This window comes from Marinimicrobium sp. C2-29, assembly GCF_038419845.1.
In the GTDB taxonomy this organism is placed as follows: domain Bacteria; phylum Pseudomonadota; class Gammaproteobacteria; order Pseudomonadales; family Cellvibrionaceae; genus Marinimicrobium.
Genome location: NZ_JBCAQT010000007.1, coordinates 1 through 16,805, shown reverse-complemented (window position 1 = coordinate 16,805; position 16,805 = coordinate 1). Strand labels below are relative to the sequence as shown.

At 59.8% G+C, this 16,805-nt stretch carries 12 protein-coding genes and 1 other RNA gene; 11 read left to right on the top strand and 2 right to left on the bottom strand.

Annotated features, from left to right (window positions below):
- Positions 1 to 175: 175 nt before the first annotated feature.
- A complete protein-coding gene (atzF, locus tag AAE484_RS08305; protein ID WP_341937904.1) occupies positions 176 to 1,966 on the top strand; it encodes an allophanate hydrolase in 1,791 nt (596 codons plus the stop codon).
- Between the two features lie 119 nt (positions 1,967 to 2,085).
- Positions 2,086 to 5,724 (top strand): urea carboxylase, encoded by a 3,639-nt coding sequence (gene uca / locus AAE484_RS08300; RefSeq protein ID WP_341937903.1) that lies wholly within the window; start codon positions 2,086 to 2,088, stop codon positions 5,722 to 5,724.
- 43 nt (positions 5,725 to 5,767) lie between these two features.
- Here the strand turns inward: uca and AAE484_RS08295 are convergent, their stop codons facing one another.
- Complete coding sequence (locus AAE484_RS08295) at positions 5,768 to 7,219, bottom strand: response regulator (RefSeq protein ID WP_341937902.1); 1,452 nt, start codon at positions 7,217 to 7,219, stop codon at positions 5,768 to 5,770.
- Between the two features lie 367 nt (positions 7,220 to 7,586).
- Here AAE484_RS08295 and AAE484_RS08290 point away from each other — a divergent pair, with 367 nt between their 5' ends.
- The 9 genes from AAE484_RS08290 (at position 7,587) to AAE484_RS08250 (ending at position 15,664) form a co-directional block, all read left to right on the top strand.
- Positions 7,587 to 8,309: a GntR family transcriptional regulator gene (locus AAE484_RS08290; protein WP_341937901.1), complete on the top strand. Its 723-nt coding sequence runs from the start codon at positions 7,587 to 7,589 to the stop codon at positions 8,307 to 8,309.
- A gap of 108 nt (positions 8,310 to 8,417) precedes the next feature.
- Positions 8,418 to 9,731: an urea ABC transporter substrate-binding protein gene (urtA, locus tag AAE484_RS08285; RefSeq protein WP_341937900.1), complete on the top strand. Its 1,314-nt coding sequence runs from the start codon at positions 8,418 to 8,420 to the stop codon at positions 9,729 to 9,731.
- A 132-nt stretch (positions 9,732 to 9,863) separates the two neighbouring features.
- The gene (urtB, locus tag AAE484_RS08280; protein WP_341937899.1) at positions 9,864 to 11,624 is read left to right on the top strand and encodes an urea ABC transporter permease subunit UrtB; all 1,761 of its coding nucleotides are present in this window, start codon (positions 9,864 to 9,866) and stop codon (positions 11,622 to 11,624) included.
- A gap of 80 nt (positions 11,625 to 11,704) precedes the next feature.
- On the top strand, positions 11,705 to 12,886 hold the full coding sequence (urtC, locus tag AAE484_RS08275) for an urea ABC transporter permease subunit UrtC (protein ID WP_341937898.1): 1,182 nt from the start codon (positions 11,705 to 11,707) through the stop codon (positions 12,884 to 12,886).
- Entirely contained in the window at positions 12,883 to 13,707 is an 825-nt protein-coding gene (urtD, locus tag AAE484_RS08270; RefSeq protein ID WP_341937897.1) for an urea ABC transporter ATP-binding protein UrtD, read from the top strand. Before urtC ends, urtD begins: the two co-directional genes overlap by 4 nt.
- A gap of 24 nt (positions 13,708 to 13,731) precedes the next feature.
- Positions 13,732 to 14,427 carry an urea ABC transporter ATP-binding subunit UrtE gene (gene urtE, locus AAE484_RS08265; RefSeq protein ID WP_341937896.1) on the top strand — a complete coding sequence of 232 codons (696 nt, stop codon included), beginning with the start codon at positions 13,732 to 13,734 and terminating at the stop codon, positions 14,425 to 14,427.
- 157 nt (positions 14,428 to 14,584) lie between these two features.
- Positions 14,585 to 14,942, top strand: a transfer-messenger RNA (tmRNA) gene (ssrA, locus tag AAE484_RS08260).
- Positions 14,943 to 15,146: 204 nt separating this feature from the next.
- Positions 15,147 to 15,398, top strand: coding sequence for a type II toxin-antitoxin system Phd/YefM family antitoxin (locus tag AAE484_RS08255; protein WP_341937895.1), 252 nt, complete (start codon positions 15,147 to 15,149; stop codon positions 15,396 to 15,398).
- Positions 15,395 to 15,664 (top strand): Txe/YoeB family addiction module toxin, encoded by a 270-nt coding sequence (locus AAE484_RS08250; RefSeq protein ID WP_341937894.1) that lies wholly within the window; start codon positions 15,395 to 15,397, stop codon positions 15,662 to 15,664. Before AAE484_RS08255 ends, AAE484_RS08250 begins: the two co-directional genes overlap by 4 nt.
- Before the next feature lie 11 nt (positions 15,665 to 15,675).
- On the opposite strand, the gene AAE484_RS08245 is transcribed toward AAE484_RS08250, so the two are convergent.
- Positions 15,676 to 16,677 carry a phage integrase gene (locus AAE484_RS08245; protein ID WP_341937893.1) on the bottom strand — a complete coding sequence of 334 codons (1,002 nt, stop codon included), beginning with the start codon at positions 16,675 to 16,677 and terminating at the stop codon, positions 15,676 to 15,678.
- Positions 16,678 to 16,805 lie beyond the last annotated feature (128 nt).

The window sequence follows — 16,805 nt, the reverse complement described above, 5'->3', positions numbered from 1 at the left end:
CGGAGCATCCGGGCGAGCCATCGCGCTCTGATACTGGCCCGACCATTGACCTAAAGAACGCGTAAGCACCTGATTTAAAAGCCTTTACGCGGCTTCATGGCGTACGGGGAAACTCTGGCACAGTTTCTGCTGAATACAATCTTGCATACAAGATGGTATTTCCAGAGGAACTGTAATGACGCCCCAAACCGGCTGGACTGTGAACGACTGGCGCCAGGCTTACCAGAAGAAAACGCTGGAGCCCCGTGCCGCCCTGCAATCGCTGCGTGCGCAACTCTCGGTCGACGATCCGGCCTGGATCTATATTCTCACCGAAGAAGAGGTGGATGCCCAGCTGCAACAACTGCAGGACCGGGGCATGCCCGAGACCCTGCCGCTCTACGGGGTGCCCTTTGTCATCAAGGACAATATCGATGCGGCCGGTCTGCCCACCACCGCCGCCTGCCCGGCTTACCGCTACCTCGCCTCGGACGATGCCAACAGCGTCGCACGGCTGAAAGCCGCCGGCGCGATCCTCATTGCCAAAACCAACCTGGACCAGTTTGCCACCGGGTTGGTGGGCACTCGCTCACCCTACGGAGCGGTGCCCAACAGCTTCAATCCCGACTACGTGTCCGGCGGCTCCAGTTCCGGTTCTGCCGTGGCGGTTAGCCGTGGCCTGGTGCCCTTCAGCCTGGGCACCGATACGGCCGGCTCCGGACGGGTGCCCGCCGGCTTCAACAACATTGTGGGCCTCAAGCCCACCAAAGGGCGCTTCAGCATCAGTGGCGTGGTGCCCGCCTGCAAAAGCCTTGACTGTGTCTCGGTTTTTGCCCTGAACGTGGAAGATGCCGAGACCGTCGCCTCGGTGATGGAAGGCTTTGACTACACCGATGGCTACTCCCGCCGGGCGCCCCATCCCGCCCGCTACTTTGCCGAAAACCCACGCTTCGGCATTCCCGCGCAACCCGAGTGGTTTGGCGACCAACACGCCCAGGCCGCCTGGAAACGGACTCTGGAGCAGCTGGAGCTCCAGGGCGTCGAGCTGGTGCCACTGGATTTCACTCCCATGCAGACGCTCGCGCAACTGCTCTATAGCGGGCCCTGGGTGGCCGAGCGCCACGCGGCCGTGGACGACTTCATGGCCGATCACGGCAATGGGATGAACGAGGTAGTGCGCGGCATCATCGAGCAGGCGACGAAATTTTCAGCCACCGACGCCTACAAGGCTGAGTACCGACGGGCCGAGCTGGCCCGGGAAATCCAGACCCTGATGCAGTCGCTCGACGCCCTGCTGGTCCCCACGGCGCCGCGGCTGCCGACGATCGCGCAGGTGCAGGCCGATCCGGTCAAGGTCAACAGCCAGCTGGGCACCTGGACCAACTTCGTCAATCTGGCCGACTGCAGTGCCCTGGCGCTGCCCGCGGGCCTGCGCACCGACGGCCTGCCCTTCGGCATCACCCTGATCGCGCCCGCCTGGCAGGACGCCGCCCTGGCGGACTTCGGCCGACGCTGGCAGCGTGCCCAACCCTGGAAGCGCGGCGCCACCGACCTGCCCCTGCCCGAGCCCGTCGAGCCCGAAACGCCGCCCGAGGGACATGTGCGTCTGGCCGTAGTGGGCGCCCACCTGAGCGGCATGCCCCTGAACACCCAACTGACCGAACGCCACGCGCGTTTTGTTCAGAGCACCTTCACGGCCGACCACTACCGGCTGTTCGCCCTGCCCAACACCACTCCGCCCAAGCCCGGCCTGATTCGTGCCGCCAGCGACACCGGAGGGGAGATTACCGTGGAGTTGTGGGACATGCCCCTGGATCAGTTCGGCCGTTTCGTGAATCTGGTACCAGCGCCGCTGGGCATCGGCACACTGACGCTCAAAGACGGGCGCGAAGTGAAGGGGTTCATTTGCGAGGGCGCGGCGATCGAAGGCGCTGAGGAGATTACCCAGCTTGGTGGGTGGCGGGCCTATATCGAGAGCCTGCAATAGAGGTTGTCCGCCGCAACGCCCGGTGCTTCTGGTGGGCGAAGCCCACCCTACGAGCTCGTTATTGGTGGGCAGAGCCCACCCTACGGGCTAACACAAAGCATTATTGATGGAGAACAACCATGCTTCACACGGTACTCATTGCCAACCGCGGTGAAATCGCGGTTCGCATCGCCAAGACGCTGAAGAAAATGGGCATCACCTCGGTGGCGGTGCACTCGCACGCCGATCGCAACAGCGCACATGTGGACGCCGCCGATATCGCCATCAACCTGGGCGGCGAAAGCGCGACCGAGAGCTATCTGAAAGTGGATAAAATTCTGGCTGCCGCCCGGGAAACCGGGGCTCAGGCCATCATTCCCGGCTACGGCTTTCTCTCGGAGAATGCCGAGTTCTGCGAGCAGTGTGAAGCCGAGGGCATTGCCTTCTGCGGCCCCACGCCGCAACAGATTCGCGAGTTTGGCCTGAAGCACACCTCGCGCGAAATCGCCGAAAAAGCCGGCGTGCCCCTGACGCCCGGCACCGGCTTGCTGGACTCACTGGAGGAGGCGGTAGCCGCCGCCGATCGGATCGGCTACCCGATCATGCTCAAAAGCACCGCCGGGGGCGGCGGCATCGGCCTGACCCGCTGCGACGACAAAGCGGCATTGATGGAAGCGTTTGAAACCGTCAAACGGCAGGGACAGAATTTTTTCAGCGACAGCGGCGTGTTTCTCGAACGCTTTGTCGACAACGCCCGCCATGTGGAAGTGCAGATTTTTGGCGACGGCGAGGGCAAGGTACTGGCGCTGGGCGAGCGCGACTGCTCCCTGCAGCGGCGCAACCAGAAAGTGGTGGAAGAAACTCCCGCCCCCAAGCTGCCGGCCGCCACCCGCGAAAAACTGCTGCAGGTTTCCACGCAACTGGGCGAGGCGGTCAAATACCGCTCGGCCGGCACCATCGAATACATTTACGATCCGGCGCGTGATGAGTTTTATTTTCTGGAAGTGAACACCCGCCTGCAGGTGGAACACCCCATTACCGAGGCCTGCACCGGAGTCGACCTGGTGGAGTGGATGATACAGACTGCGGCGGGCGAACCGCCCGAGCTGGACATCGAGATTGAACCGAAAGGCGCCGCCATTGAAGTGCGCCTCTACGCCGAAGACGCGGTGCGGGACTTTCAGCCCTCGCCCGGCACCCTGACCGAAGTGGTGTTTCCGGAGGATGCGCGCATCGACACCTGGGTGTCCGCCGGCACCGAAGTCTCGCCCCACTACGACCCCATGATCGCCAAGATCATTGTGCACGGCAAAGACCGTCAGGATGCCATCGCCAAAATGCTGCATGCCCTGAGCGCCACCCGCACCGCCGGCATTGCCACCAACCTGGAGTATCTGCGTCAGATCGTGGGCTCGGATTTTTTTGCCAGCGGCGATGTGGCCACCAATAAACTGGCCGACTTTGTCTACCGCCCGCCGGTGGTGGAAGTGATTCAGCCGGGCACCTACACCAGCATTCAGGACTACCCGGGACGCGTGGGCTACTGGGGCATCGGGGTACCGCCCTCGGGCCCGATGGACGATTACGGTTTTCGCCTGGCCAACCGCATTGTCGGTAACCACGAGCACGCCGCCGGTCTGGAGTTCACCATCATCGGCCCCAAGTTACGCTTTCATGCCGACACGGTCATCGCCCTGACCGGTGGTCACACGGCGGCCACTCTGGATGGCGAGGTCGTTCCGCACTGGCAGCCGATTCCGGTCAAGGCCGGACAGGTGCTGGATGTGGGCAAAGCCGAAAACGGCTGTCGCACCTATCTGGCCGTGCGCAACGGTTTTGATGTGCCCGAGTATCTGGGCAGCCGCTCAACCTTTGCGCTGGGCCAGTTTGGCGGCCACGCCGGCCGCGTCCTGCGCGCGACCGACATGCTCATGCTCAACAATCCCGAGCTCGAAGCCTGCACCACCCCCGCCCCCATCGCCGAGCCCGCGCCGGCACCGGCCGGGTTGATTCCCGATTACGTCAACGAAACCCTCGACGGACCGCGCGAGTGGGAAATCGGTGTGCTCTACGGGCCCCACGGTGCGCCCGACTTTTTCAAGGAAGAAGCCATCGAAATGTTTTTCAACACCGCCTGGGAGGTGCACTACAACTCCAATCGCCTGGGCATTCGCCTCAACGGCCCCAAGCCCAGCTGGACCCGCAGCGACGGTGGCGAGGCGGGGTTGCATCCGTCCAACATTCACGACACCGAGTACGCGGTGGGCTCGATCAACTTTACCGGCGACATGCCGGTCATCCTTACCAAGGATGGCCCCAGTCTGGGCGGGTTTGTCTGCCCGGTCACCATCGTCAAGGCCGAGCTGTGGAAGGTGGGTCAGGTCAAACCCGGCGACCGCTTGCGCTTCAAACAGTTGAGCTTTGATCAGGCGCTGGCCATGGAACTGAGCCAGGACAAAGCCGTAGAGGAGTTGAAAGAACAGCCGCCGATTGAGCCCATACCCATTCCCGAACCGGAGCACGACCTGTCCCCCTGCATTCTGGCCGCCCTGCCCGAAGCGGAGGGCCGACCGGAGGTGGTCTATCGCCAGGCGGGCGACAAATACATTCTGATGGAATACGGCCCCCTGCTCATGGACCTGCGTTTCCGTCTGCGGGTGCACGCCATGATGGAGGCGCTCAAAGAAAACCCCATTGAGGGCATTATCGAACTCTCGCCCGGGGTGCGCTCGCTGCAGGTGAACTACGACAGCCGCGTGATTCACCAGCGCGATCTGGTCAAGGCATTGCTGGATATCGAAGAGCATCTGCCCCCCGTGGACAAGATGCGCGTGCCCAGCCGGGTGATCCATCTGCCCATGGCGTTTGAGGATTCCGCCACCCTGGAAGCGGTCGCCAAGTACCGGCAATCGGTTCGCGATACCGCTCCCTGGCTGCCCAGCAACACCGAGTTCATGCGTCGCATCAACGGCCTGGAGTCCATCGAACAGGTGCGCGACGTTCTGTTCAATGCCAGCTACCTGGTACTGGGGCTGGGCGATGTCTATCTGAGTGCGCCCTGCGCGGTGCCCATTGATCCGCGCCACCGGTTGCTCACATCAAAATACAACCCGGCGCGCACCTACACGGCCGAAGGCACCGTGGGTATCGGCGGGGTGTATATGTGCATCTATGGCATGGACTCGCCCGGCGGCTACCAGCTGGTGGGGCGCACCCTGCCGATCTGGAACAAGTTTCTGAAAAACGATGTGTTCATCAACGGCGAACCCTGGCTGTTGCGGTTTTTTGACCAGGTGCGCTACTACCCGGTCAGCGAAGAGGAACTCACCGAACAGCGCGAGGCCTTTCGCGAGGGCCGGCTGAGTGTCCGCATTGATGAAGATGTGTTCGATATTGCCGAGCACGAACAGTTTCTCGCCGACAACGCCGAGAGCATTGCCGTCTTCAGGAAAAAACAGCAGGCCGCCTTCACCGAAGAGGTCGCACTCTGGCAGGCGGATGAAGAAAAACAGGTGGAAGCCGCGCTTCAGGCCGCGCCGGGAATAGATCCCAACGAGGTCGACGGCCATGCGGTAACCGCCGATATCAGTGGCAGTGTCTGGAAGCTGCTAGTCGAGCCCGGGGACAAGATAAAAATCGATCAACCGCTGCTGATTGTCGAAGCCATGAAAATGGAATTCTCGGTGTGCGCCGACCGGGCGGGTACCGTGGGCGACGTTCACTGCGCGCCGGGCAAGCAGGTCAACGCCGGCGACCTGTTGATGGTGCTGGGCGACTGAAATACTGCGCCGCTCCGCAAACCACCGGGGCGGTCGATAAAACTCAGTCAGCCTGGGCCGCCAGGGGGGCGCCCGGCTCCAGATCCACCAGCACGCGATTGTTCAGCCGGGCGGCTTCGTTCCATTCGTGGGCAGAAGTGGAACCGGCCATCGCCGGATAGTCGCGGAAGACCCGGTCGAGAGGCCGGATGATGAGATCGATGGCCTCGTTCATGTAGAGGGACGACTCGGCCAGCATGGCCTCAAGCCGCTCGGCCATCACGTCGGAGGCGTTCATTCCGAAGAACTCACTGACCAGTGCGCAGTCTTCCATTCGGCTGTCGCTGTCGGGCAACTGGGGCTGCCCACCCATGTCGGTGACCACACAGAAATCGCCGGCATTGACGCTCACCTGAATTCGACCGCGAAAGTCACGGCTGCTCAGTCGCGCGATCAGTTCGTTCAGACGTTGGGCAGTTTCCGGGGCCACCAGGTCCCGGTGAAATCCCTGAAGGCTGCTCTGGTTGATGGCCCAGGACAGGTCCGGCAAATAACGCTCGGCCAACGGGGTGTCCGGAGGAGTGGACGAGCGGGAAGAAGCGACCGGTGCGGTGTCCGCCCGATGCGCCGCGTTGCGTTCAAACTCGGCCAGCGCCGAGCTTACTTGCGCGCTCTGCTCGGCCTGGTGCGCCTGCACCGATTCCATCTGCCGGTCAAGCTGCCACCAACCCAGGCCTCCGAGCGCGATCAGGGCAACGACCGCCGCCACGCGAGCCAATCCGCCCCGCGACCGGGTGGTATTGTGGGTCGACTGGCTCTCGGCCTCCTGTGAATCTTCCTCAGTCTTTCGGGAATCGACGTTGGCCTGCTTCAGGTCGCCCACTTCGGTAGCCAGTTTGTTCACCAGGTGCCGGACTCCCTGCATTTCGCGCACAAGGCGGGAGGTGACAATGCGCCGGTTGTCATCAATGGTGTGTTCCAGCTCGCGCAGGCGCAGTTCCAATGACAGGAGGTTGCCGGTCTCCGGCGGATTGTCTGGTTCCCCGCAGCCCTGCCCGGTCGCCGCCACGTCTTCGGTGGGTAGCGCTGCCTCGGGGGCACTGTCCCTTCTGGCTTTTTCGGATGCGCTCCGATCCTCTTCCCGATAGATATGAATGGCTTTGAGCACGTGGCTCAGATCAGTGGCGTTAATGGTGTCTTTGCTCACCACATCCAGCGCACCCAGGGCGCGGGCCTGGCTGGTGTACACATCCCCGCTTTTGGATGTGTACATGATCACCGGAATGGTCGCGGTCGCCGGGTGGGACTTGATGATCTGCAGCGCGCGAAAGCCATCCATGCCCGGCATCAGGTGATCCATGAACACCACATCCGGCACACTGCTCGATAAATAGCTCAAGGCCGACTCGGCCGAATCGACGGCCACAATATCGAGATCATAGGAGCGAAGCAGTTTCTTCAACCGATGCTGCGCGGTTCTGGAATCATCGACGATCAATGCGCGTTTGGTTGCCATGGCCTTGGAATCCCTGGTTATTATACTAGCGTGCTGTAGCACCGGAACCATACCAAATAGGTTCCGCCGTTACGCTGGACTGAGTCACAGCCAGACTTTGCAATCGGTCACTGTTTGGGCAGTCGGCGAGTTGTCGCAAATTTCAACTGACCCCCTTCTGGCAAGCTCTTCCATGAGGCAGGCAACGTATTGCACGCTCCAAATAAGTGCACCCAATTCGGCCTCTATTTTCCGTATTTCTTCCGCCCTTTCCACCTAAGTGACTGAAATCACGGTGTTCTCCTCACTCCCATAAGCCAGCGACACGTTTGGCACACTTCCTGCTGAATACAATCTTGCATACATGATGATATTCAAGGCGGACCCGGTGACTCGACCCAACAACACTCGACAAAGTCTGACCGAGCGAATTTACGCCGCACTGAAGCAGGAGATTTTTGACTTTGTGCTGCTACCGGGCGACCGGTTCACTGAAAGCGAAGTGGCCGCGCGTATGACCGCCAGTCGCACTCCGGTCAGAGAAGCACTGACCCTGCTGCAACGGGAAGGCTTCGTGGATGTGATGTTCCGCAGTGGCTGGCAGGTCAAACCGTTCGACTTTGAACAGTTCGACCAGCTGTATGAACTGCGCATCATTCTGGAAATGGCGGCCATCCGTCGGCTCTGTGAAATGAACACCCTTCCCGACCTGGAAGACCTGAAAGATTTCTGGCTGGTGGAGCCGGATGATCGGCTGGATGACGGCCCACACGTCAGCGCCATGGACGAGCGCTTCCACATCCGGCTGGTGGAAGCCAGCGGTAACCGGGAGATGGCCCGCGTGCACCACAACATTACCGAACGGCTGCGCATCATCCGGCGGATCGATTTTACCCAGCGGCCACGCGTTGAGGCGACCTACGACGAACACGCGAAAATACTGCGCACCATCATCAAGCGCCGGGCCGACGAAGCGCAGCGCTTGCTCAAGACCCATATTGAAGAGAGTCAGACCGAAGTGCGGAAGATCACCCTGCACATGTTGCACGAGGCCAGACAGCAGCCGTCTGACGTCAGACTTTCAGAAGGGGTGGGCTCGGCCAGGCCGTGACACTCTCACCCAGTGATTTCAGGAAGATTGCCGTTAAAAACAGGAGTTTTATCCGCGTTCCCCGGACGCAAAACCACACCATCATTGATAATCAATGGAGAATGACAAATGAAGCTTAAATCCATCCTCAAACCAGTCGGGGCACTCGGCATCGCCTGCGGCCTGACTCTAAGCGCTTTTAGTACACACGCGCAAGACGACGAAGACACCATCAAAGTCGGTGTGCTTCACTCGCTGTCCGGCACCATGGCCATCTCGGAAACCACCCTGAAAGACACGGTCGAAATGCTGGTGGAAGAACAGAACAAGAAAGGCGGACTTCTGGGTAAAAAACTCGAAGCCGTTGTGGTCGACCCCGCCTCTGACTGGCCACTGTTTGCCGAGCGCACCCGCGAGCTGATCACCCAGGAAGACGTCGATGTGATCTTCGGTTGCTGGACGTCGGTCTCGCGCAAAGCGGTACTGCCGGTCATCGAAGAGCTCAATGGTCTTCTCTTTTACCCCGTTCAGTACGAAGGTGAAGAGTCCTCGCGCAACGTCTTCTATACCGGCGCGGCGCCCAACCAGCAGGCCATTCCCGCCGTGGACTACCTGATGAACGATCTGGAAACCGAGCGCTGGGTACTGGCCGGTACCGACTATGTTTACCCGCGCACCACCAACCGCATTCTGGAAGCCTACCTGAAATCCAAGGGCGTGGCTGACGAAGATATCATGATCAATTACACCCCCTTCGGCCACTCCGACTGGCAGAACATCGTGTCCGAGATCAAGCGTTTCGGTAGCGCGGGCAAGAAAACCGCCGTGGTTTCCACCATCAATGGCGACGCCAATGTGCCCTTCTACCGCGAGCTGGGCAACCAGGGTGTATCGTCAACCGACATTCCCGTGGTGGCCTTCTCCGTGGGTGAAGAAGAGCTCTCCGGCATGGACACCAGCCCGCTGGTCGGCCACATGTCCGCCTGGAACTATTTCATGAGCGTGGATACCCCGCAGAACGAAGAGTTCATCAAAACCTGGCACGAGTTCACCGGCGATGAAGATCGCGTGACCAATGACCCGATGGAAGCGCACTACATCGGCTTCAACATGTGGGTGAAAGCGGTCGAGAAGGCCAAGAGCACCGATACGGATGCAGTGGTAGATTCCATTGTCGGCGTTGAGGTTCCCAACCTGACCGGCGGTACCAGCAAAATGCTGGCCAACCACCACATTGAAAAGCCCGTACTGATCGGTGAAATCCAGGAAGACGGCCAGTACTTTGTCGTTTCTCAAACCGATGATCTGGTACCCGGCGACGCTTGGTCTAATTACCTCGAAGGCAGCAAGAACCTGATTGGCGACTGGACTGATCCCATCAACTGCGGCAACTACAACACGGTAACCGAAGAGTGCCTGGGTTCGACGGCCATGCAGGAGTAATAGCCATCAGTTCCACCAAGCACTGATTGACGCCCGGACCCGCCACATGAACGACCCGTGGCGGGCACCGGGCTTCTCGCAGGGGGTTTGCAACTCCCGTTAGTCTTCGATGCGATGTTAAACGGTAAACCTATGAACAACTTTCACTACAGGATGTCGCCGCCAACGCCACGCTCACCGGCGATCAGGCTCGGCTGGCTGGCCGGCCTCGCGCTCTGCCTGAGCCTGGCACTCGGCCTGAACGCCCACCCCAGCGTGGCTCAGTCCGAAAATCCTCCTCCAGGCCAGGGCGCTACCGATAGCGACTCCCAGACCAAAGCCGAGGCGGCATTGCAGGAAGGCCCGATGGGGACGGGGGAGAAAGATCAGCCGTTCAATGACCTGGTTTACCGCCTGGTACAGGGCAACCTCAAGGAAATATCCGAGGCCGTGGATGGTCTGGTGGAGCTGGAACACGAGCGCAGCGCCGCCGTGCTGGATGCCCTGCAACGCGGCGACCTGTTTGCCGATCGCTCAAGCCCCCCGACGGTCGCCATCCGTCAGGAAGCCGGCTTCATGCTGGAATTTTTTACCGGTTCGCCCGTCATGGCCGAAACCGCCGAACAATTGAAACAGGTGCGGATCAACAACCGCTTGCGCAGCCAGCTCAGCACCTTGATGGCCAAGCTGGAACTCAACCACGAAGACGCCGAAGTTCGCTACGAAGCCGTGCGACGACTGATCAGCGATGGTATCGACGAGGACACCGTTGAATTGATCAGGCAGCGGCAGGAAAAAGAGACCTCCCCGCTGGTCAACGACGCCCTTGATGCGGCGTTGGCACTGTACCGACTCGAGGACGACGATGCCGAGGTACGTCTCGCCGCCATTGATGTGCTCAGCGGCTCACTCGAACAGGAAGCGCGCAACAATCTGCGCCTTGTGGCGGCTGATGACCCCGATGATTCGGTGAGGGCCGCCGCCGGAAGCGCGCTGGAATCCATTTCCGGGCGCATCAAGTTCTACCGCTTTCTCGAAACGCTGTTCTTTGGCCTGAGCCTGGGCTCGGTTCTGTTGCTCGCCGGTATCGGCCTGGCGATCACCTTTGGCGTCATGGGTGTGATCAACATGGCCCACGGCGAATTGATGATGATCGGCGCCTATACCACCTGGATGGTGCAGCAACTGTTCCCGGACCTGATCGAATGGAGTCTGCTGATCGCCGTGCCCGCCGCGTTTGTCGTGTCCGGCCTGGTGGGCATCGCCATCGAGCGCGGGGTCATCCGCTTTCTGTACGGGCGCCCACTGGAAACCCTGCTCGCCACTTTCGGCATCAGCCTGATTCTGCAGCAGACCGTGCGTACGCTGTTCAGCCCGCTCAACCGCTCGGTCAGCTCACCGGACTGGATCAGCGGCACGCTCACTATCAACCCGGTGCTCTCCATCACTTATACCCGCCTGTTCATCCTGATTTTCGGGCTGATGGTGTTCTTCGCCCTGATCGGCGTGATGAAGCGCACTTCTCTGGGCCTGAAGGTCCGCGCCGTTTCCCAGAACCGCGCCATGGCGCGCGCCGTCGGCGTTCGCTCCAGTTGGGTGGACGCCCTCACCTTCGGCCTGGGTTCCGGCGTGGCCGGTATTGCCGGTGTGGCCCTGTCGCAGATCACCAACGTCGGGCCCAACCTGGGCCAAGCCTACATCATCGATTCGTTCATGGTGGTGGTCTTCGGTGGGGTTGGCAACCTCTGGGGCACCCTGGTCAGCGCCATGAGCCTGGGCATCATCAACAACTTCCTGGAGCCCTATGCCGGCGCCATGCTGGCCAAAGTGATGGTTCTGATCATGTTGATCCTGTTCATCCAGAAGCGACCCAAGGGCCTCTTTCCGCAGAAAGGCCGGGCCGCGGCGGATTGACGCCGGCCGAAAAACAGTGAAGCGGGCGGGCGCGAGCCCCGTCCGGTTTTTAGGGAACACACAGCGTTCGAGAAGAATTTATGTTGATACAACGTCTACTATTCAATGATCGCGGCGGCATGGTGGTGCTGGGGATTATCGCCCTGGCCACGGTGATCGTCCCGATTCTCAATCTGGCCCTGCCGCCGGAATCCCCACTGCATGTCTCCAACTACATGGTGGCGCTGCTGGGTAAATTTCTGTGCTTCGCCCTGCTCGCCCTGTCCGTGGACCTGATCTGGGGCTATGCGGGCATTCTGTCGCTGGGCCATGGGGCCTTCTTCGCCCTGGGTGGTTACGGCATGGGCATGTACCTGATGCGCCAGATCGGGGACCGGGGCGTCTACGGTCACCCGGAGCTGATGGACTTCATGGTGGTACTGAGCTGGGACAGTCTGCCCTGGTACTGGCAGGGCTTTGACATGTTCTGGTTCGCCATGATGATGGTGCTGCTGGTGCCGGGGCTGCTGGCGCTGGTATTTGGCTGGCTCGCCTTCCGCTCGCGCGTGACCGGGGTGTACTTTGCCATCATCACCCAGGCATTGACTTACGCCCTGATGCTGGCCTTTTTCCGCAACGAAATGGGCTTTGGCGGCAACAACGGCCTGAACGATTTCAAGGAAATTCTCGGCTTTGATATCAATGCCAAGGGCACCCGTGTGGGGCTGTTCATTGCCTCGTCCCTGGCGCTGATGCTCGGCTACTTTGCCTGCCGCTACATTGTTACCTCCCGTATGGGCCGGGTCATTCTTTCCATCCGCGATGCCGAAAGCCGCACCCGCTTCTGCGGCTACAAGGTCGAATCCTACAAGCTGTGGTTGTTCGTCTTCTCTTCCATGCTCGCCGCTGTGGCCGGCGCGCTCTATGTGCCCCAGGTGGGCATCATCAACCCGGGCGAGTTCTCCCCACTGAACTCGATCGAGATGGTGATCTGGGTTGCCACCGGCGGTCGCGGCACCCTCTTTGGCGCCATCGTCGGGGCATTCTCGGTGAACTACGCCAAGACCTTTTTCACCGCCTGGTCGCCGGAGGCCTGGCTGTTTATTCTCGGCTCGCTGTTTGTGCTGGTGACCCTGCTCCTGCCCCAGGGCCTGGTCGGCCTGTTCAAACGCTTCCAGCGTCGGAGCAAATCCGATGAGTACGACCAGGGCACACCCGAGAGCGCACAGAGCGAGAGCGCGCCGGAGCCCGACACTGACAGGAAAGAAGGGGGTGCGGTATGAACCTGATCAAACAGGCCCAGCAGTTCAGCCAGAAAGCGATACCCAAAAAAGATCCCAACTTTCGTCGGCCCATTGATACCAGCCACGGCCCGATTTTGTATGTCGAGGATGTGACGGTCAGCTTTGACGGCTTCAAAGCACTGAACAACCTGAACCTCTACGTCAATGATGGCGAGTTGCGCTGCATTATCGGACCCAATGGCGCGGGCAAAACCACCATGATGGATGTGATCACAGGCAAAACCCGACCCGATACCGGCAGCGTGTTTTTCGGTCAACAGATCGACCTGCTGGGCCTGTCCGAACATCAGATCGCCCGGGGCGGTATTGGGCGCAAATTCCAGAAGCCCACAATCTTTGAGCCGCTGAGCGTTTACGAAAATCTGGAACTGGCCACCGCCGGCGACAAGCGCGTCTGGCTCACACTGACGCGCGAGCTCAGTGGCGAGCAGCGGGACCGTATCGATGAGGTGATGGTCCAGATCGGTCTTAAAAACCACCGCCATCAGTTGGCCGGCGCCCTCTCTCACGGTCAGAAGCAGTGGCTGGAAATCGGCATGCTGCTGATGCAGAGCCCCCGGGTGCTGTTGGTGGACGAGCCGGTGGCGGGCATGACCGGGGAGGAAGTGGAGCACACCGCCGAGCTGCTCACCTCGCTGGAGGGCAAGCACTCGGTAATCGTGGTCGAGCACGACATGGCGTTCGTGCGCTCCATCGCCCGCCAGGTCACGGTGCTGCACCAGGGCTCGGTGCTCGCGGAAGGCACCATGGACCAGGTCCAGAACAACCCCAAGGTGATTGAAGTCTACCTGGGCGAATAACACGATTGACGGTAGGAGACACCCGTGCTCAAGATCGACAGTATTAACCAGTTCTACAGCCAGAGTCACATTCTCTGGGACCTGAGCCTGGAGCTCAAGCAAGGCACCTGCGGCACCCTGCTGGGCCGCAACGGCGTGGGCAAAACCACGCTGCTCAAATGCATTACCGGACTGCTCCCGGTCAAAGACGGTCAGATTGCGCTGGACGGCAAGGACATCACCCGCGTTTCCACGGAAAACCGCGCCCGGGCCGGCATCGGCTACGTACCCCAGGGGCGGGAGATCTTCCCCCTGCTGACCGTGGAGGAGAACCTGCGGATCTCCCTGGGCGCCCGCTCCGACCGCGCCCGGCACATCCCCCGGCACATCTACGACCTGTTTCCCGTGCTCAAAGAGATGCGCAACCGCCGCGGCGGCGACCTCTCGGGCGGCCAACAGCAACAGCTGGCCATCGGCCGGGCACTGGTGCTGGACCCCAAACTGCTGATCCTGGACGAGCCCACCGAGGGCATCCAGCCCAATATCGTGCGGGACATCGGCAACGTCATCACCAAACTTAACAAGGAGATGGGGCTCACGGTGCTGCTGGTGGAGCAAAAGCTGCCTTTCGCGCGCAAGGTGGGCCACGACTTCTTCATCATGGAGCGCGGCCATCTGCAGGCCCAGGGCCCGATCGCGGACCTCAGCGACTCCCTGGTCAAGCAGTACCTGAGCGTCTGAGCCGCTCGGCGGGCCTTGCTATCAGCCCGCCCTGGCTCTACAATGCTCGACCCGATGGAACTTCGCGCCAGGTGCGCAGTCCCAAGGGATGCCAGGCGGAAAGGTCTCACGAGGCCCGTCCGCCCGGCCCGGTAAATCACAGATTACCCCTTTTTAAGGGGGCGATTTGGATTCGACGCCGGTAACGAAACTCAAGGTGCATGTCGTGATGGCAGCCAATCACGTTAATCCAAAGCTGCAACTTAATAGTTGCCAACGACGACAACTACGCTCTAGCAGCCTAAAAACCTGCTAGCGGTCAATAGCAAGGTGCCAGTACCGCGTTATTGACTGTCAAACAGAACTGGATCGCGGTGAAACTCGCCTGTGGTGGATCCGTTAAAACCTAAACAGGATCGCGTCTTACGTCCTGCCCGTTGGGCTGTAAGAGGCTAAATCAATAAACGGAAACTAAGCATGTAGAGCCGAGAGCGGAGTACCGGCGGACGGGGGTTCGAGTCCCCCCGCCTCCACCAAACTGCAAGACCCAAGCCCCTGATTTTCCTAGAGAATTTCAGGGGTTTTTTATTTATGGGCCTCAAGTGTCGAAAAAGTGTCGAAACTGCCACCTCAAAGACATCCTATTGCCAAACACCCCCTAAATATGTACAATTTCTCGTACACGGGGATAGAGGTAGGCTTTTGCCTACATATTACAAAGAAAGTAAGAGGGCAACATTGTGGACATCATTAACTTTTCCGCCTTCCGGGAAAAGTTGGCGAGTTTTATGGACAGGGTGAGTGAAGATCACGCTCCAGTTGTGATTCGACGCTCCAAGAACCGGTCAGCGGTCCTTATGAGCCTGGAGGATTTCCAGTCCTATGAGGAAACCAGCTACCTTCTGTCTACGCCAGCCAACGCCCGGGCGCTTCAAACTTCTCTAGCAGAGGCTGAGCGCGGCGACGTCATACAGAGGAACTTGGTTGAATGATTTTGGCGTGGACACCGACTGCTTGGGGTGATTATGAATACTGGCAGGGAATCGACAAAAAGACGGTAAAACGTATCAACAAGCTCATCCGGGAAACGATGCGCACACCCTTTGACGGTATCGGTAAACCTGAGCCACTAAAGCACGGGCTAAAAGACTGCTGGTCCCGGCGCATCGACCGGGAACATCGGCTGGTGTACAAGCTTAAAGGTGAAGGCCCAGACGCTACCTTAATTATCATTCAGTGCCGTTTCCATTACGAATAACCTTCCCAACCTCAAACCATTGAATCAAGCTCATCTAACTTAGGACGAAACTGTACAGCCCCCGCCAAGTGCTGAGGGGACAGGTGAGCGTATCGCATGGTCAGGGCAATGCTGCTGTGCCCCAAGATGCGTTGAAGCGTCAGGATATCCCCACCGTTCATCATGAAGTGGCTCGCATAGGTATGCCGGAGAGCGTGAGCGGCCTGCCCTTTCGGGAGCTTGAACGAGCATTTTGCCAGGGCACGGCGAAAAGCATTGATCGAGGTGTTGAACACCTGGAACTGACCTTTGGCATGCTCCCTGATCGCGGTCTCCAGATCGGCGGAAATGGGGACGGTCCGGTTTTTACCGCTTTTGGTGTCGGTGTAAGTCACCCTACCCTGCCCTACCTGGGAGATAGACAGGTTCAATGCTTCACCCCAACGGGCCCCGGTTTCCAGGCACAGGCGGGTTGCGAGGTACAGCGAGGGATTGAAGGCGACCTTGTCCAGTAGCTCGCGGCATTGTTCCAGGGTCAAAAACGTAAGCTCCTTTTCCTTCTGCTTGATGGGCTTCACCTTGATCAGTGGTGACTGGTAGCCGATCTGATCCGTACCCCAGAGGTAGTTATATACCGCGTTGAGGTAACCCAGTTCATTGTTCAATGTTTTCGGCGAGACTCCCGCCTTAATGCGGCGATGGCGGTAGCCGAGATACTGAGAGGGTGTCAGCTTCCGGGCGACCGGATCACCCAGGGCCTTAGTTAAGCGGACAACGGAGCTATGGCGGCGTTTGGCGTCCACCAGGTTTATGCCGTGATGCTGATACCAGAGCTCAACCAGTTCCGATAGTCGACGTTTATCAACCGGTGCCGGGTTCCAGTCTTTGGCGGTGGTCCCGGCATACTGTGCCCTTATGTGAGATTCAAAGCGTAATGCCTCGCCTTTGGTTTTTACAGTTTTCCGGTGCCGCTTGCCCTTGATGGGCTCTACATCGACTCGCCAACGTCCATCAGAGAGTTTTTGAATCGCCATATCAGACCGCCTTCCCCCATCGTAGATAACGCTCTTTCAGCAAGTCTTCAATATGTTCACTGAATGCGATCTCTGAGAAACCCTTATCCTTGTAAAAGTCCTCGATGGTGTACCAAAACGGAAGCTTT

What these genes read in the sequence shown, in the direction of transcription:
- uca (WP_341937903.1), top strand. Translation starts at nt 2,086, where the DNA reads ATGCTTCACACGGTACTCATTGCCAACCGCGGTGAAATCGCGGTTCGC.
- urtD (WP_341937897.1), top strand. Translation starts at nt 12,883, where the DNA reads ATGAACCTGATCAAACAGGCCCAGCAGTTCAGCCAGAAAGCGATACCC.
- urtA (WP_341937900.1), top strand. Translation starts at nt 8,418, where the DNA reads ATGAAGCTTAAATCCATCCTCAAACCAGTCGGGGCACTCGGCATCGCC.
- AAE484_RS08295 (WP_341937902.1), bottom strand. Translation starts at nt 7,219, where the DNA reads ATGGCAACCAAACGCGCATTGATCGTCGATGATTCCAGAACCGCGCAG.
- urtC (WP_341937898.1), top strand. Translation starts at nt 11,705, where the DNA reads ATGTTGATACAACGTCTACTATTCAATGATCGCGGCGGCATGGTGGTG.
- urtB (WP_341937899.1), top strand. Translation starts at nt 9,864, where the DNA reads ATGAACAACTTTCACTACAGGATGTCGCCGCCAACGCCACGCTCACCG.
- atzF (WP_341937904.1), top strand. Translation starts at nt 176, where the DNA reads ATGACGCCCCAAACCGGCTGGACTGTGAACGACTGGCGCCAGGCTTAC.
- AAE484_RS08245 (WP_341937893.1), bottom strand. Translation starts at nt 16,677, where the DNA reads ATGGCGATTCAAAAACTCTCTGATGGACGTTGGCGAGTCGATGTAGAG.
- AAE484_RS08250 (WP_341937894.1), top strand. Translation starts at nt 15,395, where the DNA reads ATGATTTTGGCGTGGACACCGACTGCTTGGGGTGATTATGAATACTGG.